25 protein-coding genes and 1 pseudogene are annotated in these 25,987 nt (G+C 60.3%); 2 read left to right on the top strand and 24 right to left on the bottom strand.

Going from position 1 to position 25,987, the window contains the following annotated elements:
* Positions 1-95 precede the first annotated feature (95 nt).
* The 23 genes and pseudogenes from RRH01S_RS22140 to RRH01S_RS22250 all read right to left on the bottom strand — a co-directional run bounded on the left by RRH01S_RS22140 (position 96) and on the right by RRH01S_RS22250 (position 22,711).
* Complete coding sequence (locus RRH01S_RS22140; protein WP_042474232.1) at positions 96-1,991, bottom strand: GumC domain-containing protein; 1,896 nt, start codon at positions 1,989-1,991, stop codon at positions 96-98.
* 100 nt (positions 1,992-2,091) lie between these two features.
* The gene (locus RRH01S_RS22145; protein ID WP_042474235.1) at positions 2,092-2,880 is read right to left on the bottom strand and encodes a WecB/TagA/CpsF family glycosyltransferase; all 789 of its coding nucleotides are present in this window, start codon (positions 2,878-2,880) and stop codon (positions 2,092-2,094) included.
* Positions 2,881-3,133: 253 nt separating this feature from the next.
* The gene (locus RRH01S_RS22150) at positions 3,134-3,670 is read right to left on the bottom strand and encodes a hypothetical protein (RefSeq protein WP_034520291.1); all 537 of its coding nucleotides are present in this window, start codon (positions 3,668-3,670) and stop codon (positions 3,134-3,136) included.
* Positions 3,667-4,035 carry a hypothetical protein gene (locus RRH01S_RS22155; protein WP_007700153.1) on the bottom strand — a complete coding sequence of 123 codons (369 nt, stop codon included), beginning with the start codon at positions 4,033-4,035 and terminating at the stop codon, positions 3,667-3,669. Before RRH01S_RS22155 ends, RRH01S_RS22150 begins: the two co-directional genes overlap by 4 nt.
* 13 nt (positions 4,036-4,048) lie before the next feature.
* The gene (locus RRH01S_RS22160) at positions 4,049-4,645 is read right to left on the bottom strand and encodes a rod-binding protein (protein WP_007700161.1); all 597 of its coding nucleotides are present in this window, start codon (positions 4,643-4,645) and stop codon (positions 4,049-4,051) included.
* Positions 4,646-4,776: 131 nt separating this feature from the next.
* Positions 4,777-5,196 (bottom strand): hypothetical protein, encoded by a 420-nt coding sequence (locus tag RRH01S_RS22165; RefSeq protein WP_007700165.1) that lies wholly within the window; start codon positions 5,194-5,196, stop codon positions 4,777-4,779.
* 5 nt (positions 5,197-5,201) lie between these two features.
* The gene (gene fliR, locus RRH01S_RS22170) at positions 5,202-5,954 is read right to left on the bottom strand and encodes a flagellar biosynthetic protein FliR (protein WP_034520286.1); all 753 of its coding nucleotides are present in this window, start codon (positions 5,952-5,954) and stop codon (positions 5,202-5,204) included.
* Positions 5,951-8,038 carry a flagellar biosynthesis protein FlhA gene (gene flhA / locus RRH01S_RS22175; RefSeq protein ID WP_007700172.1) on the bottom strand — a complete coding sequence of 696 codons (2,088 nt, stop codon included), beginning with the start codon at positions 8,036-8,038 and terminating at the stop codon, positions 5,951-5,953. Before flhA ends, fliR begins: the two co-directional genes overlap by 4 nt.
* 150 nt (positions 8,039-8,188) lie before the next feature.
* A complete protein-coding gene (fliQ, locus tag RRH01S_RS22180; RefSeq protein ID WP_007700174.1) occupies positions 8,189-8,455 on the bottom strand; it encodes a flagellar biosynthesis protein FliQ in 267 nt (88 codons plus the stop codon).
* 55 nt (positions 8,456-8,510) lie between these two features.
* A complete protein-coding gene (gene flgD, locus RRH01S_RS22185; protein WP_007700176.1) occupies positions 8,511-8,987 on the bottom strand; it encodes a flagellar hook assembly protein FlgD in 477 nt (158 codons plus the stop codon).
* Complete coding sequence (gene flbT / locus RRH01S_RS22190) at positions 8,978-9,427, bottom strand: flagellar biosynthesis repressor FlbT (RefSeq protein WP_007700179.1); 450 nt, start codon at positions 9,425-9,427, stop codon at positions 8,978-8,980. Before flbT ends, flgD begins: the two co-directional genes overlap by 10 nt.
* Positions 9,424-9,771 (bottom strand): flagellar biosynthesis regulator FlaF, encoded by a 348-nt coding sequence (gene flaF, locus RRH01S_RS22195; protein ID WP_042474239.1) that lies wholly within the window; start codon positions 9,769-9,771, stop codon positions 9,424-9,426. Before flaF ends, flbT begins: the two co-directional genes overlap by 4 nt.
* A 37-nt stretch (positions 9,772-9,808) precedes the next feature.
* The gene (locus RRH01S_RS22200) at positions 9,809-10,846 is read right to left on the bottom strand and encodes a flagellar hook-associated family protein (protein WP_007700182.1); all 1,038 of its coding nucleotides are present in this window, start codon (positions 10,844-10,846) and stop codon (positions 9,809-9,811) included.
* Between the two features lie 3 nt (positions 10,847-10,849).
* Positions 10,850-12,325 carry a flagellar hook-associated protein FlgK gene (flgK, locus tag RRH01S_RS22205; protein ID WP_007700184.1) on the bottom strand — a complete coding sequence of 492 codons (1,476 nt, stop codon included), beginning with the start codon at positions 12,323-12,325 and terminating at the stop codon, positions 10,850-10,852.
* A 24-nt stretch (positions 12,326-12,349) separates the two neighbouring features.
* The gene (locus tag RRH01S_RS22210) at positions 12,350-13,627 is read right to left on the bottom strand and encodes a flagellar hook protein FlgE (protein WP_007700185.1); all 1,278 of its coding nucleotides are present in this window, start codon (positions 13,625-13,627) and stop codon (positions 12,350-12,352) included.
* Between the two features lie 282 nt (positions 13,628-13,909).
* Entirely contained in the window at positions 13,910-14,581 is a 672-nt protein-coding gene (rem, locus tag RRH01S_RS22215; protein WP_007700189.1) for a transcriptional activator Rem, read from the bottom strand.
* A 279-nt stretch (positions 14,582-14,860) separates the two neighbouring features.
* Positions 14,861-15,433, bottom strand: a complete 573-nt coding sequence (locus RRH01S_RS22220; protein ID WP_080515853.1) for a transglycosylase SLT domain-containing protein — start codon at positions 15,431-15,433, stop codon at positions 14,861-14,863.
* Positions 15,396-17,003, bottom strand: coding sequence for a flagellar hook-length control protein FliK (locus RRH01S_RS22225; protein WP_007700194.1), 1,608 nt, complete (start codon positions 17,001-17,003; stop codon positions 15,396-15,398). Before RRH01S_RS22225 ends, RRH01S_RS22220 begins: the two co-directional genes overlap by 38 nt.
* Positions 17,004-17,009: 6 nt before the next feature.
* Positions 17,010-18,311: a chemotaxis protein MotC gene (gene motC / locus RRH01S_RS22230; RefSeq protein ID WP_007700196.1), complete on the bottom strand. Its 1,302-nt coding sequence runs from the start codon at positions 18,309-18,311 to the stop codon at positions 17,010-17,012.
* Between the two features lie 3 nt (positions 18,312-18,314).
* On the bottom strand, positions 18,315-19,673 hold the full coding sequence (locus RRH01S_RS22235; RefSeq protein ID WP_042474243.1) for a MotB family protein: 1,359 nt from the start codon (positions 19,671-19,673) through the stop codon (positions 18,315-18,317).
* Positions 19,670-20,302: a hypothetical protein gene (locus RRH01S_RS22240; RefSeq protein WP_007700201.1), complete on the bottom strand. Its 633-nt coding sequence runs from the start codon at positions 20,300-20,302 to the stop codon at positions 19,670-19,672. Before RRH01S_RS22240 ends, RRH01S_RS22235 begins: the two co-directional genes overlap by 4 nt.
* A gap of 249 nt (positions 20,303-20,551) precedes the next feature.
* A pseudogene (locus RRH01S_RS22245) lies at positions 20,552-21,529 on the bottom strand (flagellin N-terminal helical domain-containing protein).
* A 261-nt stretch (positions 21,530-21,790) separates the two neighbouring features.
* The gene (locus RRH01S_RS22250; protein ID WP_007700207.1) at positions 21,791-22,711 is read right to left on the bottom strand and encodes a flagellin N-terminal helical domain-containing protein; all 921 of its coding nucleotides are present in this window, start codon (positions 22,709-22,711) and stop codon (positions 21,791-21,793) included.
* Positions 22,712-23,021: 310 nt separating this feature from the next.
* On the opposite strand from RRH01S_RS22250, the gene RRH01S_RS22255 reads away from it, so the two are divergent.
* Together RRH01S_RS22255 and RRH01S_RS22260 are read left to right on the top strand one after the other, a co-directional pair.
* Entirely contained in the window at positions 23,022-24,509 is a 1,488-nt protein-coding gene (locus RRH01S_RS22255; RefSeq protein ID WP_007700210.1) for a pyridoxal phosphate-dependent decarboxylase family protein, read from the top strand.
* Positions 24,503-25,747 (top strand): ATP-grasp domain-containing protein, encoded by a 1,245-nt coding sequence (locus RRH01S_RS22260; protein ID WP_042474246.1) that lies wholly within the window; start codon positions 24,503-24,505, stop codon positions 25,745-25,747. Before RRH01S_RS22255 ends, RRH01S_RS22260 begins: the two co-directional genes overlap by 7 nt.
* A gap of 96 nt (positions 25,748-25,843) precedes the next feature.
* Here RRH01S_RS22260 and RRH01S_RS33585 read toward each other — a convergent pair.
* On the bottom strand, positions 25,844-25,987 hold a 144-nt coding region (locus RRH01S_RS33585; RefSeq protein WP_267880584.1), incomplete at its 5' end, for a flagellin.

Here is a 25,987-nt window from a genome sequence, read left to right on the forward strand (position 1 = left end):
CCGATATAGTTCGGCGGCAATCTACAAGCCGTCGGCCCGGCAGATTTGCCTACGAACGCCCTATGATATCTGAAAGCGGTAATTGCAAGGAGAAATCAGCCGCGCCCGGTCCGCCGGTGTGCGGCATAAGTTTCCACCTTCGCACGCAGCAGCGCCAATTCCCGCTGGATCTGCGTGAGTTCGTCGGTGACGATGGGATAATCATCGGCGACGGGAATGACCTCGTCGAAGCGCGGTTGCGGGAGGTCTGAGACCGGAGCGGCTTCGGGATCGAAAAGCAGCTCCGGCACAGCGATCGACCCGGCCGCGCGATCTTGCGAAAGCAGCTCCCCGCCGACCCATTTCCTGAGGAAAACCAGGCAAAGCGCTACACCGAGACCGATCAGGAAACCCGCGATCTGGCTGCCGGCGAGATCGTCATCGAGCGGCGCCTTTGCGGCCGTGGCCGGGGCAAGGACGGTGACCGGCGGCGCGACCTCGGGTGGAGTAGCATCGACGCTTTGCAGGCCGGCATCATAGCGGCTTTGTGCCGCCACCACATCGTCCTGCAGTTGGGCGAGCCGCGCCATATCGACGTCGACGGTCTTTTGACCGAGGGCACTCATCCGCGCGGTAAGCTTTGCTTGATCCTCAAGCGCCGTCTTCAGGGCCGCATCGCTGCTGGCGACCAGACGCTGCAATTGATTGCGGATGTCGCCGGCAAGACTATCGACCGTTGCCTGCTGCGCCAGCAAGCGGGGATGCCGTGGGCCGAGCTGCGTGGAAAGCTGAGACAGGACGATCTTTGCGGCGCTGTAGCGGCTGCGCAGATCATCGAGACCGGCGGACGACAGATCGCCCGGCAGCGCGCCACTCATGACAGTGGCGGGGGTCGCGGATCTGGCGGCTGATGCACGGGCTTTGGCGCTCAACACCGCCGCTTCGGAGGCTTTGATCTCGCCATCCAGCCGCTGCCGCTGTGCTTGGAGATCCAAAGCCGCCGCGATCTTGTCGTCGCCGTATTGCGCCTTGAAATCGGCCAGCGCGGCCTTTGCCTGCTCGAGGTTTTTGAGGCTCCGATCGGCGGGGGTATTGCTTTTGCCGGTGAGACCCACGCCTTGCGCAACCATGGCATCATAGATTGTCGCATCGGCCAGACGATTGGCGATCTCGGCCGCCCTCATTGGATTGCCGGTGGTGACCGTGAGATGCAAGGTACCGCTCTGCGCATCGGCGGTGACGGCGATGTCGTTGCGAAGAGTGGCCTGCGCGCGAGACGGCGCGTCGGAGGCGTTGCCATTGCCGGACAGCAAGTCCATGGCAACACCGAAAGCACCTGCATGGCCGCCGGTAAACTCCGGATCACGGTCCAGCTTCAATCTGGCGACGAGATCGGAAAGCAGGGACGGAGCGACGATACGTTTGGTGGCGACGTCCAGAAACCCCTGCCCCTCCACCCGCAGGACAGCCTGCGAGGCATAGCGCGGCGGCGAGGCCAGCATCGTCGGAACGAAAGCACCGACCAGCGAAGCGGCGACGACAAAAGCGATGGAACCGAGCCCGAATGCCCGGCGGCGTTGCGGCGCTGGCGCGACTGCCGGAATGGCCATCGGAGAAGACAGAGGAACCGCTGCGTCATCCACATGGAGGGCGACAGGAGGGTCATAGGCAGTCGGCGCCGGCTCGCCGTCCGCGATTGCTTCATCGACGGCCGGGCGGTTTCTCAGGATATCGCGAATGCGGTCGGGCAACGGCTGCGGCTGTTCGGCTTCCACAGCCAGGAATTTGGCCTGCCCGGAGACCGGATAGGGGTCGCCATCCAGCATCTTCTGGATGATCGTCAGCAGCTGCGCATCGCTCATCGCATGGCGATCGGCGGGCTGGAGATTGGCGGCAATCAGATAGCCATCCTCGCCACGGTCGAAATAGGCATGACGGACCGCTCCGCCGGAAGCCTCCAGGGCTTCCGTCTCGACAGGATGAGGTCTGGTCCTGGCCTTGTTTTCGAACATGGCGGGTTATCTCGCGCGCACGGTCAGCAACCGATGCAGATGGTTAACCCATTCTAAATCTTCATAGCGAAGAAAAGGTTAACAGCCACCCGAAAGCGGATCAGCCGGCTCGCCGGATGCGCTGCTTGCGGCCGAACTGATGCCGGACGACCTGATAGAGGAAGAGCGGCACGCCGAGCATGTAGCGCCGCCACAGCCGGCCCGGCTCCTGTGCCAGACGATAGGCCCATTCGAAGCGCGTGGCGCGCACCAGAGCGGGCGCGCGCGGCACGGTGCCGGAGACGAAATCGAACAGAGCGCCGACCGTCATCACCAGCCGGGCATGCTGTGGCTTGATATGCTCGGCAACCCATTTTTCCTGCAGCGGCGTTCCCATGCCGACGATCAGCACGTCGATCTGTCGGCGGCTGATCTCCGTTGTCACCAGATCGTTCCCCGCCTCGCCGAAAAAGCCGTCGGCGATGACGATGAATTCATGCCAGGGCGCGTGCTTGCGGAAATTTTCCGCAGCCTTCTCGATGACATGGCGGCGGCCGCCGACGAGGCCGATGCGCTTCGGCCGATCCATGAAGGTCAATAGCGCCGGTACGAAATCGGTGCCGTTCAGATTGGCGGGAAAGGGATCGCCATGGGCAATCCGCGAGGCGATATCCAGGCCAACGCCATCGGGTAGAACCAGATTTTGCGCTAGGACGTCACGATAGTCGTCGTCGCGCAGCATCATCAGCATGTTGTGGGCATTGACGAAGGAGATCACGGTCTGGCCGGTGGGATGGGAGGCCAGTTCGTTGATGAAGGCGAGCGTATCTTCCCAACCGAGATCGCAGACCGGCAGGTCGAAAATCATTCGACGCGATGCGTGCACGGCAAAATTTGCGACCAGATTCACCCAGGACCTCCTGCCTCGAACGCTCGACGGACCCGGCGCCGGCAAAATTTGCGACGCAGATCTCAACCACCTGCCGGGTTGAAGACATCAGAAGTCGCTAGGGGAGCTTATAACAAGGCCGCCCCAAGCTTCCGTTAGAGAAATCGATTGCAATTGCGGAGGAAAAGCAAGGTTTCGTTAATGCTGTTTCGGCCGGACGACGAGTACAGCCGCCCCTGAAATGGAGCGACCGAATCAATGGCCTTGAATAAAGCTAATGCGCTGGCTTCGGCGGTGCGTCCGATGGTGAATCGCCCTGGACGATCTTCACGGGCTTGGCGGTTCTCTTGCCGGAACCCTCGCCGTTGCCGATTTCGTTCTTCGAGAGATAATCGAGCTGTTCGACCAGTACATCGCCGACATAGTCGCCGCCGAGCCGCTCGTTCATGCTCTTCTTGATCTCGTCGCGAAAGGCGGCGACGTTGAAGGTTTCGACATGGGCGATATCGATCGCCTTGTTGCCCACCAGCAGCGAATAAAGCTCGTCGGTCGTCAAGGCCGCCAGCGGCGGCTGCAGCGCACTCGCCTTACCCTTATCCATCATGAAGGAGATGCGAGTGAGAAAATAGCCTGTCACCTGGCCGTTGGCGATGACGGGCACGTTGATCGCTTCGCCCTTGACGAATTCCTGCTGTGCCTTCTTGGCGTCGTCAGGACTGGTCGCGGGCGCCGTCGCCGTCTGCACCGAGAAATAGACCGAAGCCAATGTCACGACGCAAACCCATAGGCCGGTGAGGACGAGCTTGATCATCCGGCCTCGCGGACACGAAATTGCTCCTGCGAATAGGTGCCGTCCGCATCGGCGTTCTGCACGGCATTCTTCAGGATATCCGCGACAGCGCGGACAGCCTCGAGATGGGCTTCAACGCGACGCGCGTTCAAGGTCAGCTTCTTCTTGAGCCCATGCAGCTGCTCGATATGGGTGACGGCAAGCTCCGCCGGATTGGTATCGCGAAACAGCATCGTCAGTTCGTAAAGGCAGCGGCTCTTGTGAGCGTTCGACACCTTGAGATCGAATTCCGGATCGCTGCCGATCCGGTTGTTCTCGTTGTCGATGATCATTTCCAGGCGTCCGAGGACCGACTTGATCCGGTAGTCGTTCGAAATTACTTCCATGTCTTCCCCCAACTCATGCTTTCTTGGATGTCAACGCGTCTTGATTGGTGACGGTGGTATCGCCGTCACCATCAGTTTCGGACGCGGCGAGCGTCTTGCGCTGAAAATCGGCGACAGCGCTCAGCGCCATCTTCTTGTCATTCTCGTTGGTCGCCGAGTTGATGGCGCCGGTATTGCGCATCTTGGAGACCTCATCCTGATACATTTTCTCGGCGATGCCGACGCCGCCGTTCTTTGCGAGCGTATTGCCCATCTGCTCGGCCATCATGCCCTTCCAGATTTCGCCGGCGGAGCCCTTGCCGTAGAGCGTCTCGCTGTTCGGCAGCATGTTCTTCACGAAGTTCTGCAGCACCATGGCCTCGAACTTGCGATAGACCTGCGGCACTTTCGTCGGCCCCGTATGGGTGCTGGCATTGGCGAGGCCAGCCTGGGTCGCGGCGCTGTTGAGCGCGTCCACGGTCGAGCCGAAGCCATTGCCGTTTTCCGCCAGGCTGGTGGCGGCGAAGGCGGCTCTGTTGGCCGCGAGCTTTTCCTGAGCGGCCTGAACGTCGGTCGGACTGGCGGCCTGGACGACATCCAGCACCAAATCACTCGGAGGCGAAATAGCCACGTCTCGTTTCCTTTCACTGTCGCCTGATCCCTGGACGCGCAAAGCAGCCTCCAAGCGGGATCATGCCGAATCGAACGGTTGGAGGAAGCGGGCGACTCGACGACGCGCCATTTCCTCCAAGATCCTAATGATTATGGTTTTTGAACCTTGCTGGAGGCTGGCGTAATATCCGCAAAGCGCTGATCGATGATGTCGTAGACGGCATTGTCGTCCGTCTCGCGCGTTTCGAGCTCGCGGGCATCCTTCATATGCTCTTCCAGCCGCTCCGCCTTGGTGCGCTCCTGCAGGACCTTCATTTCGATCAGCTCCTGAATGCCCTGGAGCTGCTGGTCCCGGAGCGTCAGGCGTCCATAGCGCTGAGCATATTGCATCGAAAATACCGCGTGAACCGGATCGGCCGAGCTGATCGCACCGATCACCCTTTCCATCGAATCGCTAACCTCGGCGCGCTGGCGAGTGGTGTCGGCGAGCTCGTTTTCGGCGATCCGCTCCAGATGGCGCTGCACGGCGACGAGGCGCTTCAATTTTTCGGACCGGCTCTTCTCCGCCATGGTCGCTAATGTCCGTTGAAGACGCTGAGGAAAGCGCCGGAGAACTGGCTGATCATGGCCGCGATACTGAGATAGAGCATGAAAAGCCCGCCCATCAGCAGATAGGGCGTGGAGATGAAGTAGATCGGGATCTGCGGCGCGAGCTTGTTGATGAAGCCGATCGAAATCTGGAACATCAGGCCGTAGAGCAGGAAGGGGCTCGCCAGGCGCAGCATGATGAAGGTGGTGGTCGCCAGCGTGTCCGTCACCGAAATCAGCGAGGCGCGCACATCGACGTGGCCACCGAAGGGGATGACCGAATAGGACTCGACCAGCGCCTGCAGCACGTAATGATGGAAATCCAGAACGAACAATATCATCAGCCCGCAGAAGCTGATCAGGCTGGTGAGCGACGTCTCGTTCGAATCCTCGATGACGTCCATGCCCCCCGGCGCGTTGAAGCCGATCAACATCGAAATGACCGTGCCGGCGAATTGCAGCCCGAGTGTGTAGAGCCGCGCCATCATGCCGTACATCAGGCCGATCACCGTCTCGGTGAAAATCAGGCTGATATAGGTGGCGCTGCTCTTGGATACCTCGGGATAGATCGTGTTCCAGAGCAGAGGCAGGATCGCCATCGACAGCGCCGCTGCCAGCAATAGCCGGATCTGTGGCGGCACGCGGCCGGACGAGAACCCCGGAAGCACCATTACGCAGCCGCCGATGCGGCAGAAGGCCAGAAACAACGCCAGAATGGTGCCCTGGGGATCGGATATCATGAAATGGAACCTAGAATCTTGATCTCGATCCCCTTGGCCAGTTCCACATGCGACAGGACCGGAAGGGTCGCGAACAGGCGTTCGATGATCATACGCACATAGGAGCGCGTTTCCGGCGACGTGACAAGAACGAAGGGCATGCCCCGGTCCATGTATTCACGGATAACTTTGCCCGCCTGCTCGCTGAACTCTTCCAGGCTGCGCGGATCGATGTCGAATTCGACAATCTCACCCTTCTGGTCGCGCTTCAGTGCCTGATGGAAGATCAAGTCCCACTTGCTGCCGAGACGCAGCACGCGCAGCACTCCATTATCCGCGAGATCGCCGCAGAGCTGTTGCGCCATGCGTACGCGCACATGCTCGACGATCTGCTCGGTCTTGCGCACATGCGGCGCGAGCTCGGCCACGGCTTCCAGAATGAGATGCAGGTTGCGGATCGAGACGCGCTCGGCGAGCAAGAGCTTGAGCACCGCCTGCAGGCCGGAATAGGACATGTGCGACGAGCAGATCTCGTCGGCTAGCTTCTTGTATTCGGGGTCGAGGCGATCGATCAGGATCTTCACGTCCTTGTAGGAGAGAAGCGCCGGCAGGTTGTTGCGGATAACCTCGCTCATATGGGTCAGCACGACGGAGACATTGTCGATCGGCTGGAATCCCTCGCGCTTCAGATCGTCGGTGAAGGCTTCGAGGACGGAGACGGCGGGCATGCCGAAGGCGGGCTCGCGGATCTCGTCGCCGGGAACGGTCGGCTTGCGGCCCGAGCCGGTGACGACGAGCACCTCGCCGACGCGCAAAGTGTTGGAGGCGATCGTCGTGCCGTGGATGCGGATCTGGTAGGACTTGTCGGCAATGGCGATGTCGTCCGTCACCTTGATTTCCGGCACGACGAAACCGTATTGCGTCGCGAATTTCTTGCGCATCTTGCCGACGCGGAAGGCCAGCTCCTGATGGGCGCCGAGCAGGCGGGTCGAAACGATCTTGCCGAGCGCCAGTTCGATTTCCGAGGTTTTCAGGACCGACTTGACGGAGTCCTTTTCCATTTCCTTCGTCTGCATCACCTTCTTTTCTTCCGCGTCACGCAGAAGCTTGTTTTCAGCCGCGACCTGTCGCGGAATGAGCCATGCGCCCGACGCCAACAGGCCGCAGAGAGTGATGAAGGGGAAGAATGGCATGCCCGGCATGACGGCCAGGATACCCATGAGCACCGCCGACACGGCAAGCGCGCGCGGATAGCCGCTCAGCTGATCCATGACAGCCTGATCGGTGGAGCCGGCAGTGCCGCCGCGCGAAACGAGGAGGCCGGCGGCGAGCGAGACGATGAGCGCCGGCATCTGCGACACCAGACCGTCGCCGACGGACAGCTTGACGAAGACATCCGCCGCCTGGCCGATCTGCATGCCGTGGCGGAAATAACCGATGATGATGCCGCCGAAGATGTTGATGCAGGTGATGAGCAAGCCGGCGACGGCATCGCCACGCACGAATTTCGAGGCACCGTCCATGGCACCGAAGAAGGAGCTTTCCTCCTCCAGTTCCTTGCGCCGCCGCTGCGCTTCCTTCTCGTCGATCAGGCCGGCCGACAGATCGGCGTCGATCGCCATCTGCTTGCCGGGAATGGCATCCAGGGTGAAACGCGCGCCGACTTCGGCGATACGCGTCGCACCCTTGGTGATGACGATGAAGTTGATGGTGATCAGGATCAGGAAGACGATCAGACCGATGACGAAATCGCCGGACATCACTAGGCTGGCAAAGCCCGCAATGACCCCGCCCGCCGCATCATGACCTTCATAGCCATGCGAAAGAATGACGCGCGTCGTCGCGATGTTCAGCGACAGACGGATCATGGTGGCGATCAGAAGGATGGTCGGGAAGGACGAGAATTCGAGCGGCTTCTTGATCCACAGCGCCACCATCAGGATCAATACCGAGAGCGCGATCGAAAAAGCCAGGCCCATGTCGATAAGGAACGGCGGGATCGGCAGGAACAGCACACACAGGATGACCATGATACCGAGGGCAAACCCGATATCACGGACGCTGGGATTGACTTTGGGAAGCGCTAATGCGGGTGGTTGTGCCATCGACCGGTTCCGTCTCTTCATGAGAGGAGGCAAACGGCTGAACCGTCTGCCCTATTCGAACCGATCAATAGAAGGCGAAGCTTGCGCGAGAGTGGCTTGACCCCACACCGGCACGGGATCCGGAAGCCATTTCAGGCTTTCGGATCGACCCTAAAATCCCGATTGGATGCGGGAAAAGACCAGATTGGTGAAGATCGAGATCTGCGAACCGACGAAGGGCGCGCTGATCCCGACCGTCACCATGACGGCGACAATCTTCGGCACGAAGGTCAACGTGGCCTCCTGCACCTGGGTCAGCGCCTGGATCAAGGCGATCACCAGACCGACAACCATGGCAGCGAGAACGGCCGGGCCGGAGGCGACAAGCACCGTCCAGATAGCTGCCTGGAAGATATCCAATGCATCGGCTTCGTTCATGGCCTCATCATCCTCTGCTCAGCCGGCTCCTCATGAGCTGCTGGTCGTGTCGATACTACTCGGTCGTCGAATCACTGGTGGTAGTATCGCTCGTCGTGGTCGGCGCGACAATCGTCGTTCCCGCCGGCGCGACGGTAACGCCTGCCTGCAACAGGATCTTATCCCCTGCTTCCGTTTGCGCAATGATACCGTCCGAATAGACGGTTACTTCCTTGATGGTACCGGTGGTCGTGCCGTCGGCGCTCATGATCTCCTTGCCGATGTAATCCGACGCCTGCGAGATCCACTGGTTCTGCAACACCGTTTCCAGGTGCGAGTTCGTCTGGATCTGCTGCTCGACCTGCGAGAAGCTGGCGAGCTGCGAAATCTGCTGGGTGGCATCCATCGGATCGGTCGGATCCTGCGTCTTCATCTGCGCGATGAGAAGCTTGAGAAAGTCGTTGTAGTTCAGGCTGGCGCTCGCCGCTGCCGTCGCTGCGCTGCTCGAGGAGCTGCTGGTACTGGTGCTGCTTGTAACTGCATCTACCGCCACGGTGCGATCTCCCGACGAATATGCTCGATCGTTGCTGCCGGCATTTCCTGGTTGTTGAGGATAGTGTCCTCGATCGCGTAGAGGCCGCGGATCGCCTTCAGCGCGTCGAAGGCGCGGCCGGTGGCGACGAGGCCGTCGATGCGCTTCAGCTCGGCGAGCACTTCCTCGTGACGGAAGCACGAGAGCAGCATGACGATGGACTTGCGGAACATCGCCGTCGATTGTTCCTTGCCTTCCGGATTGATGAGGATCATCTGCGCGATAAAATAGAGCTGGCGCAGCGGCGTTGTCGCCTCCTCCGGCTGAAGAACGTGGTTCTCAAGCAGGAAGGTCACATCATTCAGGAATTCCAGGGCAACCTTGCGATCAACGCGCAGCACGGCCCCGTTGATGAAGATCTTTTCCCCGGCTTTAAGCGATATGCGAAGCGTACTTTTCATTTAAGTCCATCCCTGATGATGGTGGTGACATCGATGATGCCTTGATAATTCTCCGACTGGCGCCTCCGAATCCTGTCGCATTCCTTCAGGATCCAAAGTGCGATGGAGATGAGATTGGCGCGCAGCTCGACGTTAAGCTGGTTGTCCGGACTTTTCAGATCCTCGATGAAGCTGACCCAGACGCGCCTCGTGTAGAACAGCGCCTCGATGGCTTCGCGGCCGTATTTCTCCTTGTCACGAGCCGCGACGAGAAGAGTAATCGACCGGTCCAGAACCTGACGTTCTCGCTCCTTGGCGTCGGCCACTGCATCCTGCATGACTTCCGCATATGAGAACTGATACATTCATGCATCCTTCCTGGTCATTCCATCCCTTTGATCATCAAAGGTAATTTACAAGACTTAGCTGCTGGATCTTGGAGACGATGGTGTAAGCGGTCTCGAGCTGAGTCTGGAGACTGTTGACCTTCGTCGAAGCCTCGTAAGCGTCGACCCCCGTCAGATCGCTGATATTGGTGTTGATGATCGTCTTCTGCGCATTCAGCGAGGTGTTGGCATCGGTCAGGCGCGCCTGCGACAGGCCGAGCTGGCTTGCCTGATTGTTGAGCCCGTCGATCGCCTGGCGTGCATAGCTCGTCGCCTGATCGGTGACCGCGTTCAGCGCGTCCTGGCTCAAACCCTGCCCCATCAGCGCGTTGGCGACGGTGGTGGAAAGCGCCAGATAACGCATGCCGGTCGCATTGGCATTGGTCGAGGACTCGATGACCTCGGAATTGCTGATGCGGCTCGACATGTTCTGATCCGACGCGCTCGACCAGTCCGACCAGCTGCTGTCCGACGTGACCAGCGGCTCGGCGACGTTCGTGATGAAATCCTTCATCTGATCGCCCGTCAGGTCGCTGATTGCGACCCCTTGCGCAGTCGCATAGTCGCTCAAAGCACTCTGGATCGCCGTGGTCGCCGCCGTGGAATTATCGGTCATCGGCTGCACATCGGTATTGGTGCCGGCGAAGAGATATTCGCCGTTGACCATGGTGTTGGCATCGGCAACGAAGCTCGACATCGTCGCGGTCGCCGTCTGCTGGGTCAGCTGTATGCTGCTGTCATCGCTGTTGCCGCGCAGCGCCACCAGCTGGTCCATGAACTTCTGGGCCTGGGAAGACATGTCGCTCAGCGCCGTCTGCGACGAGGTCATTCGCTGGTTGACGACCGAGTTGCTGCTGAGGATGGAATCGATCCGCGTCACATCCCGTGTGAGATTGACGTTGCTTGCGGTACCGCTGCCGAGCGAGACGCCAATGTCGGCATAGACGCCGGTCGTCGCTTCGGTCGAGGCATCCGTCATTTCATTCTGCGCCTGACGGATCGTCTGGCGCATTGAATTCTGAATGGCTGTGCTCGAAATGAAGGATAGTTTCATGGCTTAGCTCGCAATATCCAGTACCGATTGAAGCATCTCGTTGACGGCATTCAATATTTTGGTTCCCGCCTTGTAGGACTGCTCGATATCCATCATCAGCGTCAGCTCCTCGTCGAGGTTGACGCCAGTCTCGTTCGAATAGGCGGTCGAGGAGCGCGAAAGCGCCGCCGAGGTATTTTCCGCCGCTGTCGTTGCAGTGCTGCGTTGGCCTTCAAGCCAACCGATGGAAGACGACGCGTAATCCATGAGGCTGGCACTGGCGTCGGAACCAGCGGTCGGATCGAAGTCCATTTTCGTGCTCATGCCGGTGATGTAGGCATCAAGCTGATCGGAATAGCCGCTGGCGCCGGTGGTATTGACGACATAGTCGGAACCGTTGATACCCCCATCGCGCAGGAGCGTCGGGTCGCCGGTCTGGGTCGAGGTGGTCAGCAGCGCCGGATTGACCGCAATCGAGCCGGCCATGCCAGTGACCACGGTAGCGCTGTCGGGAACCGTGCCGCCGCTCCAGGTGAACAGGCCGGGCGCCGTGGTGGAGTCGGTCTGGTTGGTTTCCGCAAACGTCGTCACCAGGCCGCGCGCGATCTCGTCGAGCTGCTTCTGGTAGGTCGGAGCGACGTCGTCGCGAACCTGCAGCGACGCCTGAAGGCTGCCCTGCGCCGTCGTGCTCGCACCCTGCCCCGCCGTGAGCGCGACCCCGTCTATATAGACGTTGTTGCCGGATATACTGGCCGTATAGGACGTCGTCGGAGTGAAGGTCACCGAGCGCGGGATCGTCTCGAACAGCGTCGCGCCGCCGGTGGTGTAAAGTGCCACGTCGTTGTTGTCGCGGGTTACCGTCGTGACGCCGACGATCTGCGAAATCTGCTTCAGGATCGAATCGCGCTGGTCGAGCGCATCGGAAAGGGTCGTCGACGTGGGACTGGAAGCCGCGGTCGCACTCTTGACCGCGTCATTCGCCGTCTGGAACTGATTCAACAAACCGTTCAGCGTATCGACATCCGACGCGATCTGCTTGTCGGCATCGGTGCGAACGCTCTGAACCGCCGTAGTGGCGTTATTCAGCGCGGTTGCGAGGCTCTGCGCCGCATTGACGGCGGATTGCGCCGCCGTCGAGCTGGACGGCGAGCTCGCATAGGTCTGCATCGCCGTCTGCAAATTCGACAGGTAGGTGGCCGGCGCAACCTCGTTGTCGTTGCCGCCGAGCGTTGCGGATTGAAGGCTGGTATAGGCCTTCAGCAGACTTTGCTGTGCCGCATCGCTCGACGTGCTGGAGAGGAACGTCTTCTGCAGGGCCGGCTCATTGGCGCGGGCGATCTTCACGACCTGCGCGCCAGACATGTCGGTCGTCAGCATCGCTTGGCGACGGGAATAATCCGTATTGCCAGCATTGGCGATATTGTTCGACACGACACTGCTTTGCGTGCCGCTATTGTTGAATATCGCTTGCGCGTTGTTGAGAGCTGTAGTGAGCGACATAACTGACCCGGTACCCTATCGTGTTTAACGCTGCAGGTTGACGAGAACGTCCAGAAGGTCGGAACCAGCCTGGAACACCTTGGAATTTGCGGTGTAGCTCTTCTGCGCAGTGATCATGTTTGTCAGCTCGGTGGCGAGGTCGACGTTGGATTCTTCCAGCGCGCCGGACTGAATGTAGCCCAACCCCCCACTCTGCGGCCAACCGGTGACCGTGACGCCGGAGTCGCCATTGGCTGAATAGACGTTGCCGCTTTCCAGCGTCAGGCTGTCGGGGCTTGCCACCGTCGCCAGTGGAATGCGGTAGAGTTCCTTGGTCGAACTGTCCTTGTAGACCGCGCTGACCGTACCGTCCTTGGCGATCGTGACGCTTGTCACCGGATTGGGAGCCTGACCGTCCATCTTGCCCGTGGCGCTGAAGTCGGTGGCAACCTGGGTGAAGCCTGTCATATCCATCGCGATGCTCTGCGTCGTCGATCCGCTCGTGAAGCTGAGGTCGAACGTTCCGCCAGATACCAGGGCGCCGTCGTCGTCAAACGTCATTTCCGTGCTGCCGACGGCGGCGCTGCTATAAAGAGGACCACCAGACGTCGGGCTGGCGACCAGATCAGCCTGATTGTAGACCTGCACGTCCCAGGTGTTATCAGCTGTCTTGGTATAGTAGATGTCGAAGGTGACGGCATTGCCCTGGCTGTCGTAACCCGTGATCGAACTCTTGCTGGTGTCGGTTGTCACCGGATACGTATTTTCAGACGGCAGATAACCGGTCGAACTGCTGGTCGCGATTGTAGCATTCGAATTGAGGTTACCCGTCATGCTGCCGACTGTCGTCGCAGCCACGCTTGTGCCACTCGGCGTGACATTGATCGGCACCATACCGCTAAAACCGTTGACGACCACCGACGGGGCGCCGGAGGCACTGGAATAACCCATCAGCGTGAAACCGGCGGCATTGACCAAGTTGCCGGAAGCATCAGCCGAGAAGTCGCCCGAGCGGGTCAGGAACGTTTGCCCGGCGGCGCTCTGGACGACGAAGAAGCCGTTGCCCTGGATGGCGAGGTCGGTGCTCGATGTGGTGGCGGACACAGTGCCCTGCTGCGAGATCGCATAGCGAACCGTCGTCTCGACGCCACCGGAATTGTAGTTGCCGCTGGAAGACGGCAACACGAGGGACGAGAAGCTCGTCGACGCTTGTTTGTAGCCAGTCGTGCTGGAGTTGGCGATATTGTCAGAAACAGTCGCCAGACGGTTCGCCTGGGCATTCATCCCTGAGATCGCGGTTTTCATGCTGCCGAAAATGCTCATCTGGAATCCTCGTTATTCCTTATAGGGCTGAGAGTAGGGACCGGGCCTTGCGTGAAGCTGTCTGAAAAGAGGAAAAGCCGATCGTCCTGAAACAGCGTCTCGAATTTTGCCGCGTACCCCGCTGGAATGCCTGAAGAACCTGGGAATGGTAAGCATTAACGCACATTCTGGCAGGCGCGTTTTAAGCCGAGGTCGAGGTCGTGAAAAAGCCCGAGAATCGGAAGATTCTCGGGCTCGTTCATTCGTCTCAAGGCGCCATCGCGCCAAGCCTCGGTGGACGCATCAAGTCCAATCGATGCAGTAGCCGAGGAAGCGCTTGGAATCGACCGGATCGAAACCGAGCCTCTTGCGCAACTTCTTGCGCAGCTTGGAGATGTGGCTTTCGACGACGTTCTCTTCGACCTCTTCGTCGAAAATGCCATAGATCGCGTTGAAGATCTGCGTCTTGGTCACGCGCCGACCGCGGTTGGAAATCAGATATTCCAGGATACGCCGCTCGCGCCGTGGCAAAGCGAAGACCTCGCCATTGACCTCCGGATCACGGCCATCCGAGAAAACGCGGATGGGGCCGATATCGGTGTAGTTGGAGATCGCCTTCAGCCTGCGACGGATCGCTGCCGCACGGGCCAGGATTTCTCTTGGATGCACCGGCTTGCGCACGACATCGTCGACGCCGCAGTCAAAGAGTGCCAGCGTCGATTCAAGCGATGGTTGATCACTGACGGCGATGACCGGTGCAGCCGAACGGTCGCGAATCGCCCGAGGCAATTCGTGCACGTGCTGGCCCTGTCCGATCAGGAATGCCTCGACCGCAGCAATATCGCCATCCGCGGCCGTCACAACCCATTCGCCGAATTCCCGGGGATCAAACCCCGTCGACGGGATACCTTCCCGTCCAAAAAGTGAAGTATAGCCGTCCTTAACGAGCTCGCGCTCATCAACCACTACGATCATTCGTCCGCCTCCGAATCAGTGTGGTGTTTCGATGACCTATGGGTACGAATCGGGCGAATCACGAACAACTGTCGGAAATGAGTGACGGGAATTAATAATTGATTAAGATTTAGGGTGCGATTTGCACTAGATGTAGTGGCTAATCTTGAATTTCCACCTAAAAAAAATTGTTAATTAGCACATTATGAATATACGCTATTCATCTCATTCGGCCGCTGTCAACCATGCGAAGGCGGATAGCTGCGGCGACAATATGACGGCATGCAATCTATAGGTTGCTCAATCGTGACAAAAGTTTGCTGCGTTGGGCGTCCATTTTCCGTAGCCGGTGGCCACCAGATTGGCGATGACGCGGCAAACATAGACCTTCTGAGCGGGGTCGTTGTTCGGCCCGGCATGGTATCGTGCTACCGCCATCGTCCAGGTCTCATGCCTGTCATGAAGGGCTCGGAGAAACTTTGCGGCGTATTCGACATTGCTATGGGGATCGAACATAGCGGCGACGGATGCGAAATTCTCTCCGTGAAAATACTGATTGATCTGCATGCAGCCGATGTCGATCAATTTTGCGCCGTTCTGTTTTGCGGCTGCGAAGGTCAGCAAGGCAGCGTTTTGAGACGCCGGAAAATACGGTTTGCCTTCGATGTTGAGTGCGTAAGGATAGAGTGACCCCTTGCGTCCCGTCTCCGTCAGGCCGACCGAATAGAGGATCCCTTCCGGTATCCCGTACTTAGCCGCAGCCGACTGGATCTCGCGTTCGCAAAGGCCGGCCGCGCCATTATCCGGCGACGCCGCATTTCCCGACGCAAGGGCGTCAGAGGTAAACGTCGCCAGAGCGCAGACGCTGAGCATAGCCCGCAGCACTGTCATCCACGCCGCGTTCGCCCGTGCTGCGATTGCCGTCATTGCCATTTGCCTGCTGCCCCGAATAGTTCTGTCCCTTTGGCCGTGCGTCCCCACCCTGTCCCTGATTCATCAAGGATTGCTGTTGAGACTGCCCCTGGAAACCGGATTGCCGGTTGCTGTCCGACGACTGATCGCCGCTCGCGGCCATGGTGACGGTGATGCTATCGACCTGATAGCCTTGGGCGCGCAGGGCATCGACCATGTGGCTCTGATCGGCGTGGAGCTGGCGGTAAGCCTCTCCGGTCTGCACCTTCAGATCGACGCTCAACTGATCGCCCGAAAGCCGCATGGTCGCGGTGACTTCGCCGAGGTTGTTGGGATTGAGCTGAATCTTCAATGTGTTGACGACCTTGCCGGTGCTCGTCCAGCTCGCCGCATTGGCGAGCGCCGAGCCCGGCTGCATGGCCCCTGACCAATCCTTGTTTCCGCCAAGGACGGAGGTGACGAGTGCCGAATTGGAATTGGCCGCAAGACCGAGATAGCGGCGGGAATCGAGGACCGTGACGGTCTGCGCGTTGCCGCCGCCCGATAGCGTGATGTCGGCCTGCGCCGTGTCATCGCTGCCCTTGATCACCGACATGTCGAGCGAACCACCACGCCCATCGGCACGCACCAGCCGGAAGGTCTGTGCCGCCGCCGTATCGTCGCCGGCGCTCGGAAGGGCTGCCATGGTATCCTCGGCGTCCGCCGACGCATCCTTCGTCGCCACATTGGCAACCTTCGGCAGGGACTGATCGGGCGCTGCTTGCGTTTTCACGTCAGTTCCAGTGAAGACAGCCGCCGCGTTCTGCGGCGCGACCGCCGTCTGCTGCGCATTCAAGAGCGACAGCACGTCCGATACGGCACTGCCGGTTTGAGCGCTCTGCGTCGGCAATGACTTACCATCATCGGTCACCGCCGGAGTTTTTCCGGCCTTGACGGGCGTCGTTTTGCCGCCGCCGTCGGTCTCCGCAGACGGATCGTCAACGACAACTGCCGCCAATTGCCCGGCGAGATCATCGAGCTGATCGGCAGCCAGAGCCTGGGGCTGCGCCGCATCCGCATCACCGGCTGTCTTGGTCGCATCGGCTGTTGCGGTGTCGTCGGGGACTGCCTGCTGGAGATCCATCAGCGATTTGGAGAGATTGGCCGCACTCGCTTCTTGCGGAAACTTGGTGCCGACCGGTGGCTTGGCGCCCTTGGGCAGCGTTGCGGGATTGGTAAGGTTCGCCAGGGACGGGTCGATCATCTCGGCGCCGGTATCAATACTATCCCCCGTGGCGGAGGCGATCATAGCAAGATCAGTGGGCTGGGTAGCAGCGCCGTCCGCGTTGATATCAGCATCGGCACCCGGCTCAACCGTGCCTGCATCGCCATTGGCATTCGCGCCGGACTTGCTTCCGTTGCCGAGCGAGCTGGTCAGCGCATCCTGGAATCCCTTGCCGGCGCCGTCATCCTGCTTTGCCGAACGTCCACCCTTGGCGACAGCAATGAGATCGGCCCCGGACGGGGCACTGGAGATACCGATATCCTGCATGATCAATTACTTTCCTGCTTTCAACAGGCCGTCGATGGCATCAAGCTTCGAGCGGCTCGTCGTGACGAATGCGTTGAACGAAGGATCGGCCTCCTGCCTTCCTTCCTCCGGGGTGTGAGCCGCATTCACCGCGGCTCCCGCCTCAACACCCGCCGTGCCGGGGGATTGGGCCCCGGATTGGTTCGTCACAGCAGCATCGTGTTCAGTATGTTCTTGATTAAGCAGATTAAGCGGCGAGCCTTGCTTCAGGCTTGTCGGGTCGGGCGCGCGCAGAATCTCATCCGCCACCAACCTGGCAGCTTCGCGCAAAGCGCGGTCCTGCTGGTTCAATTCACCGGCGGGCATCTGATCAATTTTGCGGATCGCCGTTCCCATATTGGGTGTCGATACCCCGGCAACGCCGCCATAGAAGCCCGCCAGCGCGCTGAACGCATCGCTGCCGTCATTGGTGATGGCCTGGGCGCGGCCGGAGGCGAGCGCTGCAAGATCGGCCTTGCCGGCGATGGCGGCACGGCGCGCCATGCGCAGATAGACTTCCCGCTGCCGTGGCGGGTCCATGAAGGACAGGATATCGATGATGTCCTGCTGCTTGACGTCCGCATCATGATCGACGACGAGCTGGACGAAGAGATCGGCGAACTGGCTGGCATAGGGCGAGTGCAGGAAACGCCGCGTGTAGCGCGCCGCATAGCCAAGCCCCTGCGGTACCATGCCGGCATCGGCGCTCAGCGCCAGGGAGCGGCGCAGGGCCGATTCCTCGACAATGGTGCCCGGCGACGCCAGACGCGCCCAATCGTAAAGCTTCAGGGCTTCCTTCGGATTCTTGGCGGACATGACATTGGCGGCGACAAGCGAGAGATAGGGACCGATCTTCTTGTCGCGATATTCCCTGGCGATATCGGCAAGCGTGTTGACCACCAGCAGTCCCTTGCCGTTCAGATATTTCCGAAGGACATCGGCAACGCGATTGTCGAAATTGCCGTTGACGTCGCGCGACATCAGATATTCCAGCGTATCCGGATTGCCGCCGCTCATCGCGTAGATCAGCGCGGCATCGACGTTGCGGCTATCGTCGAAGACAGACTTGTCCGCGTTGCGCAGGCGTTCGTCGATGGTCGACAGCATGAAACGCTGCATCTCGCCGGCCGAACTGTCGCCCGCCACCACGGAATCCTGGATGAATTCGAGCGAGCGCAATATCTTGTAGGGCGGCAGGCCATCCTGGCTCTCGGCGCGAAGCCCCCCCGGCATGAGCATGCCGAGGGTGAACGCAAGCGCGAGGCGATGACGATGCTGAATGCGCGCCATGAACTATCCCTGTTTGCCCTGGGTTTGCTTGCCCTGGCCCGGCTTGCCGGTGCCCGGCGTCGTCGGGGCCTGGCCACCTGACTGGTCCTTGGCATCCTCGATCAGAATCTCGATGCGGCGGTTGGCGTCGTTGAAGGGATCGTTGGGCAGCTTTAGGCGGCGATCCGCAAAGCCCGAAACCTGCTCGATCCGCTTCTCGTCCAGCCCGGTACTGGTGAGCATGTAATAGGCGCTCTGGGCACGATCGAGCGACAGACGCCAATTGTCGTTGTGACCGCCGACCATATAGGGCCGGCCGTCGGTATGGCCGCGGATCAGGATCACGCCCTTGCGATTGGCCAGGATCTTGCCGATCTTCCCCATTGCCAGCACCATTTCCCGGCGCGGCACGGCCGAGCCGATGTTGAACATCGGATCATTGGACTGGTCGGAAATCGTCACGAGAAGACCGCCCTCGGCCGATGCGACCTGAACGCCCTCGGCCAATTGGCCGGCAACACCGCTGATCTCGGCCTGGATCGCCTGCTGCAGCTCCTTGGCGCTCTGCTGCTGGTCTTTGGGTGGTGCGATGTCCTTGCTCTGCGTCGCCGAGGAAATTTTTTCATCAGCGCCCTGCCCCTTCTGCCGCTGGTCGCTCAGCGTCGGCTGGTCTTCCGGCGTCTGGGGCTTGTCGGTCGGCTCACCGGAATCGGCAGCTGTGGCCTTGGAGAGAGCGATCACTTCGCCCTTCGCCGACTGATCGGATTTGGCGGCCTGTTCTTCGTTCGCCTTCTTCGAGGCGCTGGAAACCTGAACCTGCTTGGTCCAGAAATCGGGATCGAACGGATCGCGATAGGCTTGGCCGCCATCTGCGCCAGTCGCCGGACCCGACTGGGCGGCTCCGCCCTCGCCCTTGGCGCTGACATTGGCCTGCTGGCCGACCTGCTGGGCGATCTCGGCCAGAACCGAATAGGGATTTTCGAAGAAATCGGCTTCGGAATAGCTGGTCTGGTCGCCCGAGGTCGAGGTCTGATCCTCGCCGGTCTTGGCCGACTTGCCGTTGTTCGGATTGGTTTCCTCGTTCTGCGACTTCGCCTCGTTCTTCTTCCCATCGGCCTGATCGACGGGCTTTTTCAGCCCCTTCTCAGTCGGCTTTTCGTCGGCGAGCTTGATCGGATTGAAATAGGAGGCGACCGAGGCCTTGGTCTCTTCGTTTGCGGCATTCACCAGCCACATCACCAGGAAGAAGGCCATCATCGCCGTCATGAAGTCGGCATATGCGATCTTCCAGGCGCCGCCATGGCCGCCTTCATGCTCGTTGGCACCATGCCGCTTGACGATGATGATCTCGTGCTTGCCTTGATTTTGATCGCCATCATTCATTTCAGTATCTCTCTCAGGCTAGCGGCCCAGGCGGACATGCGGGTCACGAGGACGCTCTCGCCGATCGTCACGGAGAGATCGACATCGTCGGCCTCGACATGGCGCAGCAGGGCGCCATGATCGTCGAGACGAGCATGGAGGATATCGAAGAGATGGCGGGGGCCGCTGACGGTCACCGGGCCGACGGCGCCATCGAGAATGGATGCGGCCACCAGATCGGCAAGATCGGCGACAGCCTTGGCCGTCAGCGCTTCCGTCATGATCGGCGCAAGCACGGCGGCGGCTTCGATGCTGACCGTCTGTCCAAGTATGGTGGCGATCTGCGTCATATCAGCGGCGATCCTTTCGGCGGCCTGTTCCTCGTATCGAGTGCGAAGCGTGTCCATCTCGCCTCGGTGGGCTTCGGCCATCGCCTCGAGCGCCTGCTGTTGCCTCAGTAACAATTCCTGTGTCGCAGCCTCATGGCCCTGCGCATAGGCGTCACGGCGCTCGGCTTCGATATCGATCGGCGGTTCCACGGGACTGTCGAGAAAGGCCGGCGTCTCGTCGAAAATCAAGTCCGGGAGAGCGGCGGACGGGGGCAATTCCGCACTGAAATCCTTGAGATAGCGGGATAGCGTCGGGCTCATGAGAACATTCCCTCGCCTTTGCCGGCCGAAAGCCGCAAGTGGATGCCTCGACAGGCCCGTTGAATTCCCATGCTCAAAACGTCGATCATCACGCTTCCGGTTTCCGTCCTGCGGCCGCACCCTCCCGGCCTGACGCCGACCGTCTCCGGGATAAGGTGCAACCCTGCCATTGCGAGGGACCGTAGGGGGTCAAACTTGTGCGAGGATGAATGCGGCAGGCGCGGCGACCCTCGCCGCGCCAATGCAAAATCAGCTCGACTGCAGGAGGATCAGCACCTTGCTCGCCATGGTATTGGCAATCGACAGCGACTGGATACCCATCTGCTGTGCCGTCTGCAGCGCGCTTTGACGTGCCGAGGCCTCTTCCATATTGGTATCGACAAGATCGCCGACGCTGGTCTTGATGCCATCGCTAAGCTTCGAGATGTAGTCCGACTGATCGTCGATACGCGACTTCATCACGCCCAGCGTCGAATCCGCAGATGTCACCGACGTCAAAATCGAGTTGGTGACATTGATCATGTCGGTCAGTTCGGCATCCGTGGTGCTGTCGGAAATAGAGATCTCAGTGCCATCGGTCGGAGCCGTTCCGGAATCGGCGGCCAGGAGGTAGTAGTTGCGGGCTGTCGACGTGCCATCTGAAGTGCCCAGCGTGTTGGCATCGATATTCTTCGTCAGCAGTCCGCGGCTCGCATCGGCGGTATCGATCATCAGGGTCTGCGAACTGTCGTAGTTGATCGACACCAGGCTGATCTGCCCACTCGAACCGCGCGTGAAATTGCTGATCACCGATTTCTGGGTGTCGGCCTGCGTACTGGTATTATAGAGCCAGTTTTCCCCGGAGAAGGCGGCGGATTGCGTCACCGATTGCAGTTGATCCTTGAGCTGCTGAATATCGGTGTTGACCGCGCTCTTGTCCGCGCCCGCTTCCTGCGCCGATACGAGCTTGGCGCGGATCTGGCTTACGATGCTGACAACCGTGTCCATGGCGGTGGAAGCGGTGTCGACCTTCGAGGCGCCAAGACCAAGTGCGTCGGTGATGGTGGAAAGGCTGCTCTGGTCCGAGCGCATGGTCGTCGCCATCGATCAATAGGTCGGGTCATCACTCGCGCTTCCCACGCGAAAGCCGGATGTCACCTGTTGCTGCACGACGCCAAGATCTTTGTTGACTCCACGCAACACAGTCAGCGCCGCCGAGGTGGCGCGGTTCGTCGTCACATTGCTCATCTGAAAACCCGTAATTCCATTGGGACTGGCAAACCGGACCAAACCGGCAGCAACGATCGGCCTCATGCCCGCCAGCGGGAATGATCCCCACGCGGCCCGTCGCTCAAGCAGGGCCTTGAAACGGCTCCGACCAAATCGGTCGGACGCCAAGCCCTGCGCAGATATTGCAAATCAGTTACCCAACAGGGTTAGCAAAAGCTTATGGGCGGCGGCAAGAAAGAAATGCCGCCGCCGGATCGCGACGCAAGCTTCGGTCAAGGCTTACTTAAAGAGCGCGAGAACGTTCTGCGCGCTGCTATTGGCGATCTGCAGCGACTGGATGGCCAACTGCTGCTGTGTCTGCAATGCTGTAAGTTTGCTCGATTCCTCTTCCATATTGGCATCGACAAGCTTGCCGACGCCAGAATCGATTGTGTCGCTGAGCGCAGAGACAAAGCTCGTCTGCAGGTCGATGCGGGTCGACAGAGAACCGAGCTGCGAAGCCGTGCTGGTCATCGTGTTGAGAGCCGATTGTACCAGGTTCATCGCCTGGGCGATATCACCGCTCGTCATGTCGGTGATATCGAGGCTGAAGACGGAGTATGATGTGCCGTTGATGTCCTGCTTCGTGCCGAGGATGCCAGACGTCGTGTCGATCGTGCCGCTGGCGTCGGCACCGAACATGACGTTGCCCGCCGATCCCGTATCGAACGAGTAGCTGGTGCTGTTGACCGCGACCGAACCGTCATTGTTGCGGACAAAGGACGATACGACCGATGCGGACGCGCCGTCGGCGGCGATCATCCAGTTCTGTCCGGAGAAGGATGCGGACTGCGCAATGCTCTCGAGCTGCTGCTGAAGCTGCGAGATTTCTTCCTGGACGTCAGCCTTGTCGACACTGTTTTCCGTTGCCGCGACAAGCTTGTCCTTGATCTGCTGGACGATGGTGATGGAATTGTCCATGGCCGTATAGGCGGTATCGACCTTGGCGGCGCCGAGGCCGAGCGCGTCGGAGACGGCCGAGAGCGCGCTGTTGTCGGAACGCATCGTGGTCGCGATCGACCAGTAGGCGGCGTTATCCGAAGCCTTGGCGACACGATAGCCGGAGGAAACCCGGTTCTGTGTATCTTCCAGGTTGGTGCTGATCGAGCGCAGAGTCTGGAGGGCGGACATTGCCGCGTCATTGGTCAGGATGCTTGTCATCGAAGGGTGCCCCTTATGGCTGAAATGGGAAGGGACATTCCGGTCTGCGGCCGGGAACGGCAATCAGCGTCATGCCTGTTAACCGGCTCTTAGGAGAGGTTAACCAACCGTTGCGTTAGTCGCAAATGACAGCATCAGGCTTAACAAAGAGTTAATGCACGCCCGAAAAGTTAACGAACATTACCGCGCATAGGCTTGCCGACAGGAAGCCGAACAAGCGGATGGCCGCCGGGCAAGCCCTTCAGGTCAGCTTCGCGCCATCTTGGGCGGCGTAAGATTACAGGCATAGTCAGTAAGGCGCGGAGTCGAGATGTTAGATTTGCAAGGCGGCGGATTGTCGGGGGAGGACCCTCGCCAACGGACGAGCCTCGACCCCGATGGCTGGCAGGCCCTGCGCCGGCAAGGCCACCGGATGCTCGATGACATGCTCGACCATCTGGAAACGCTTGCCGAAAAGCCCGTCTGGCAACCGGCGCCACCGTCGGCGCGCGCGCTCTTCAATGCTCCCCTGCCTATCGAGCCCACAGAACTCACCGATGTCCACGCCACCTTCCGCGATAATGTCCTGCCCTATGGCAGCGGCAATATCCATTCGGGATTCATGGGCTGGGTGCAGGGCGGCGGAACGGTTGTCGGCATGCTGGCGGAGATGCTGGCCGGGGGATTGAACGCCAACCTCGGCGGACGCGACCACATGCCGATCGAGGTCGAGCGCCAGATCATCCGGTGGACGCAGCAGATATTCTCATTTCCGGACACCGCCGGCGGGGTCTTTTTGACCGGCGCCTCTCAGGCCAATTTTGTCGCCCTGCTGCTCGCAAAAACGAGAAAGCTCGGCACCGGCGTCCGCGCGAAAGGGCTTCCCGGCGAACCGCGGCTCATGGCCTACGCCTCGAGTGAAGTGCATGGCTGCGTACCCCGCGCGGTCGAGATGTCCGGCATCGGCAGCGATCATCTCAGGCGCATCCCGGTCAACGCCGCCGGTCAGATCGACATCGAAGCCCTCGAGCGCACCATCATTCGTGACAAGCAAGAGGGACATGCGCCCTTTCTGCTCGTCGGAACGGCGGGAACGGTGAATACGGGTGCCGTCGACGATCTTATCGCCCTGCGGCGCATCGCCGACGCCCATGATCTGCATTTCCACGTCGACGGTGCATTGGGGGCGCTGGGTATTCTCTGCGACGATCTCGCGCATCTGTTCACGGGCATCGAGTCCTGCGATTCGCTCGCATTCGATTTCCACAAATGGGGCCAGGTGCCCTATGACGCCGGCTTCCTCCTCGTGCGGGACAGCGCCTGGCAGCGCCAGACATTTGCCTCGGAGGCCGCCTATCTCAGCCGCGCGGCCACGGGCCTGGCGGGCGGCGACTGGTGGCCCTGCGACTACGGTCCCGACTTGTCGCGCGGGTTTCGCGCGCTCAAGACCTGGTTCACCCTGAAGACCTACGGCATCAAGGCGCTGGCGGATTCGATGGCCGCCAACTGCACTCTTGCGCGCAATCTCGCCCATAGGATCGAGCAGGAACCCACTCTGCGGCTGCTCGCCCCAGTCGCCCTCAACATCGTCTGCTTCGCCTATGTAGGCCCGACCGGCGATGCGCCGGCGGAGATCAACGCGCGGATCGTCGAACATCTCCACGCCGAAGGACGCGTCGCCCCGTCCCTGACCCATATCAACGGACAACCGGCTATCCGCGCGGCAATCGTGAACCACCGCACGCGGCAGACGGATATCGACGCGCTGATCCAGGGCGTCTTGAAACTCGGTTCCCGACAGGATTTGCTCCCATGCTGATGACACGCAGCCTTGCTGCCGACCACACCCCCGAGACCGCCGAAAACTCCAGCCAAATCATCGGAATGCAGAAGATCGTCTCGCTTATCTATGCCGGCGGCGACGTGGCGCCGATGTGGAACGAGCTGACGCAGCGCATCCGCGCTGACGCCACCGATGCCGCCGCCTTGTTCGACCTGGCGACGATCCTGCAAACCATGGGTCGCGCCGATGAAGCGCGCCAGATGTTCCGGAGCGCGGTGGATCTGAGGCAGGATTTTTGCGTGGTTCACGGAAATGGACAGGGGCCGCGATTGCTGGCCTTTGTGACGCCGGGCGATTTCATGGCGAACACACCGCTGGATTTCCTCCTGGTCGACAGCGACTGCGTTCTCTGGCTGCATTATGTGGATGCCGAGACGACTGAGCTTGGCGATTTGCCGGCACACGACGTCGCCTTCATGGCGATCGGCGAATCCACCGAGAATGCCCCTGTGCTTGAACGGATGCGGACGTTGCTGGCCAATTTCGACGGCCCTATCATGAACAATGACCCCGAGCTGGTCAGCCGGCTGACGCGCGATGGCGTGAGCGCCATGCTGGCCGGCGAGCCCTCTATTCTGTCGCCAAGCACCTATCGCGTGTCGCGCGAGGATCTTGTCGCCGTCGGCGCAGGCACGAAGCCGCTCTATAAATGTGCCCCTGGGCTTACCTTCCCGCTCGTCATTCGGCCGATCAGCACCCATGCCGGCCATGGAATGGACCGCATTGCCGACCCCTCGGGATTGTCGGCCTGGCTCGAAACGCAGCCGGTTCCGGAGATCTACGTCGCGCCCTTCATCGATTTCCGCGGCACGGACGACTTGTACAACAAGCAGCGCATCGTGTTCATCCAGGGCAAGGCTTTCGCCAGCCACATGGCGCTGTCCGAGCATTGGATCGTGCACTATCTCAGCGCCGGCATGGCGGAAAGCCCGGCAAAACGGGCGGTCGAGCAGGCGTGGATGGAGGATTTCGACACTGATTTCGCGATCCGTCACAAGGATGGTTTCGACGCACTTTACCGTCGCATCGGGCTCGATTACTTCGGCATCGACTGCGCGGAACTTGCCGACGGGCGTCTGCTGGTGTTCGAACTCGACGTGGCAATGGTCGTCCACAACATGGATAGCGTTACCACCTATCCCTATAAGCAGGTGGCCATGCGCAAGCTGTTCGATGCCTTCATCGCCGCACTGCGGAACAAGGCGGCAGGTTAAGCCCCCTGCCCCAAAAGAAAAACCGCGCCTCCAGGGAAGGCGCGGTGAACTTTTTGCTTGGCTGTTGCCACCGGCGCGGAGCGCCGGTCCTTCCGCTTAACGGAAGAGCGACAGGATCGACTGGCTCGAAGAGTTGGCGATCGAGAGCGACTGGACGGCCAGCTGCTGCTGCGTCTGCAGAGCGGAAAGCTTGCTGGATTCTTCTTCCATGTCTGCATCGACCAGCTTGCCAACGCCCGA

This window comes from Rhizobium rhizogenes NBRC 13257, from assembly GCF_000696095.1.
Taxonomy (GTDB): Bacteria; Pseudomonadota; Alphaproteobacteria; order Rhizobiales; family Rhizobiaceae; genus Rhizobium; species Rhizobium rhizogenes.

Bases quoted from the DNA above. Each gene is read 5' to 3' on its own strand.
- RRH01S_RS22225 (WP_007700194.1), bottom strand. From the start codon at position 17,003: ATGCAGGATATCGGTATCTCCAGTGCCCCGTCCGGGGCCGATCTCATT.
- flgK (WP_007700184.1), bottom strand. From the start codon at position 12,325: ATGTCGCTCACTACAGCTCTCAACAACGCGCAAGCGATATTCAACAAT.
- motC (WP_007700196.1), bottom strand. From the start codon at position 18,311: ATGGCGCGCATTCAGCATCGTCATCGCCTCGCGCTTGCGTTCACCCTC.
- flhA (WP_007700172.1), bottom strand. From the start codon at position 8,038: ATGGCACAACCACCCGCATTAGCGCTTCCCAAAGTCAATCCCAGCGTC.
- RRH01S_RS22200 (WP_007700182.1), bottom strand. From the start codon at position 10,846: ATGAAACTATCCTTCATTTCGAGCACAGCCATTCAGAATTCAATGCGC.
- RRH01S_RS22250 (WP_007700207.1), bottom strand. From the start codon at position 22,711: ATGACAAGCATCCTGACCAATGACGCGGCAATGTCCGCCCTCCAGACT.
- RRH01S_RS22255 (WP_007700210.1), top strand. From the start codon at position 23,022: ATGTTAGATTTGCAAGGCGGCGGATTGTCGGGGGAGGACCCTCGCCAA.
- RRH01S_RS22165 (WP_007700165.1), bottom strand. From the start codon at position 5,196: ATGGCGGAGAAGAGCCGGTCCGAAAAATTGAAGCGCCTCGTCGCCGTG.
- fliQ (WP_007700174.1), bottom strand. From the start codon at position 8,455: ATGAACGAAGCCGATGCATTGGATATCTTCCAGGCAGCTATCTGGACG.
- RRH01S_RS22220 (WP_080515853.1), bottom strand. From the start codon at position 15,433: ATGCTCAGCGTCTGCGCTCTGGCGACGTTTACCTCTGACGCCCTTGCG.
- RRH01S_RS22155 (WP_007700153.1), bottom strand. From the start codon at position 4,035: ATGGAAGTAATTTCGAACGACTACCGGATCAAGTCGGTCCTCGGACGC.
- RRH01S_RS22235 (WP_042474243.1), bottom strand. From the start codon at position 19,673: ATGAATGATGGCGATCAAAATCAAGGCAAGCACGAGATCATCATCGTC.
- RRH01S_RS22260 (WP_042474246.1), top strand. From the start codon at position 24,503: ATGCTGATGACACGCAGCCTTGCTGCCGACCACACCCCCGAGACCGCC.
- fliR (WP_034520286.1), bottom strand. From the start codon at position 5,954: ATGATATCCGATCCCCAGGGCACCATTCTGGCGTTGTTTCTGGCCTTC.
- flaF (WP_042474239.1), bottom strand. From the start codon at position 9,771: ATGTATCAGTTCTCATATGCGGAAGTCATGCAGGATGCAGTGGCCGAC.
- rem (WP_007700189.1), bottom strand. From the start codon at position 14,581: ATGATCGTAGTGGTTGATGAGCGCGAGCTCGTTAAGGACGGCTATACT.
- RRH01S_RS22210 (WP_007700185.1), bottom strand. From the start codon at position 13,627: ATGAGCATTTTCGGCAGCATGAAAACCGCGATCTCAGGGATGAATGCC.
- RRH01S_RS22150 (WP_034520291.1), bottom strand. From the start codon at position 3,670: ATGATCAAGCTCGTCCTCACCGGCCTATGGGTTTGCGTCGTGACATTG.
- RRH01S_RS22240 (WP_007700201.1), bottom strand. From the start codon at position 20,302: ATGAGCCCGACGCTATCCCGCTATCTCAAGGATTTCAGTGCGGAATTG.
- RRH01S_RS22140 (WP_042474232.1), bottom strand. From the start codon at position 1,991: ATGTTCGAAAACAAGGCCAGGACCAGACCTCATCCTGTCGAGACGGAA.
- flbT (WP_007700179.1), bottom strand. From the start codon at position 9,427: ATGAAAAGTACGCTTCGCATATCGCTTAAAGCCGGGGAAAAGATCTTC.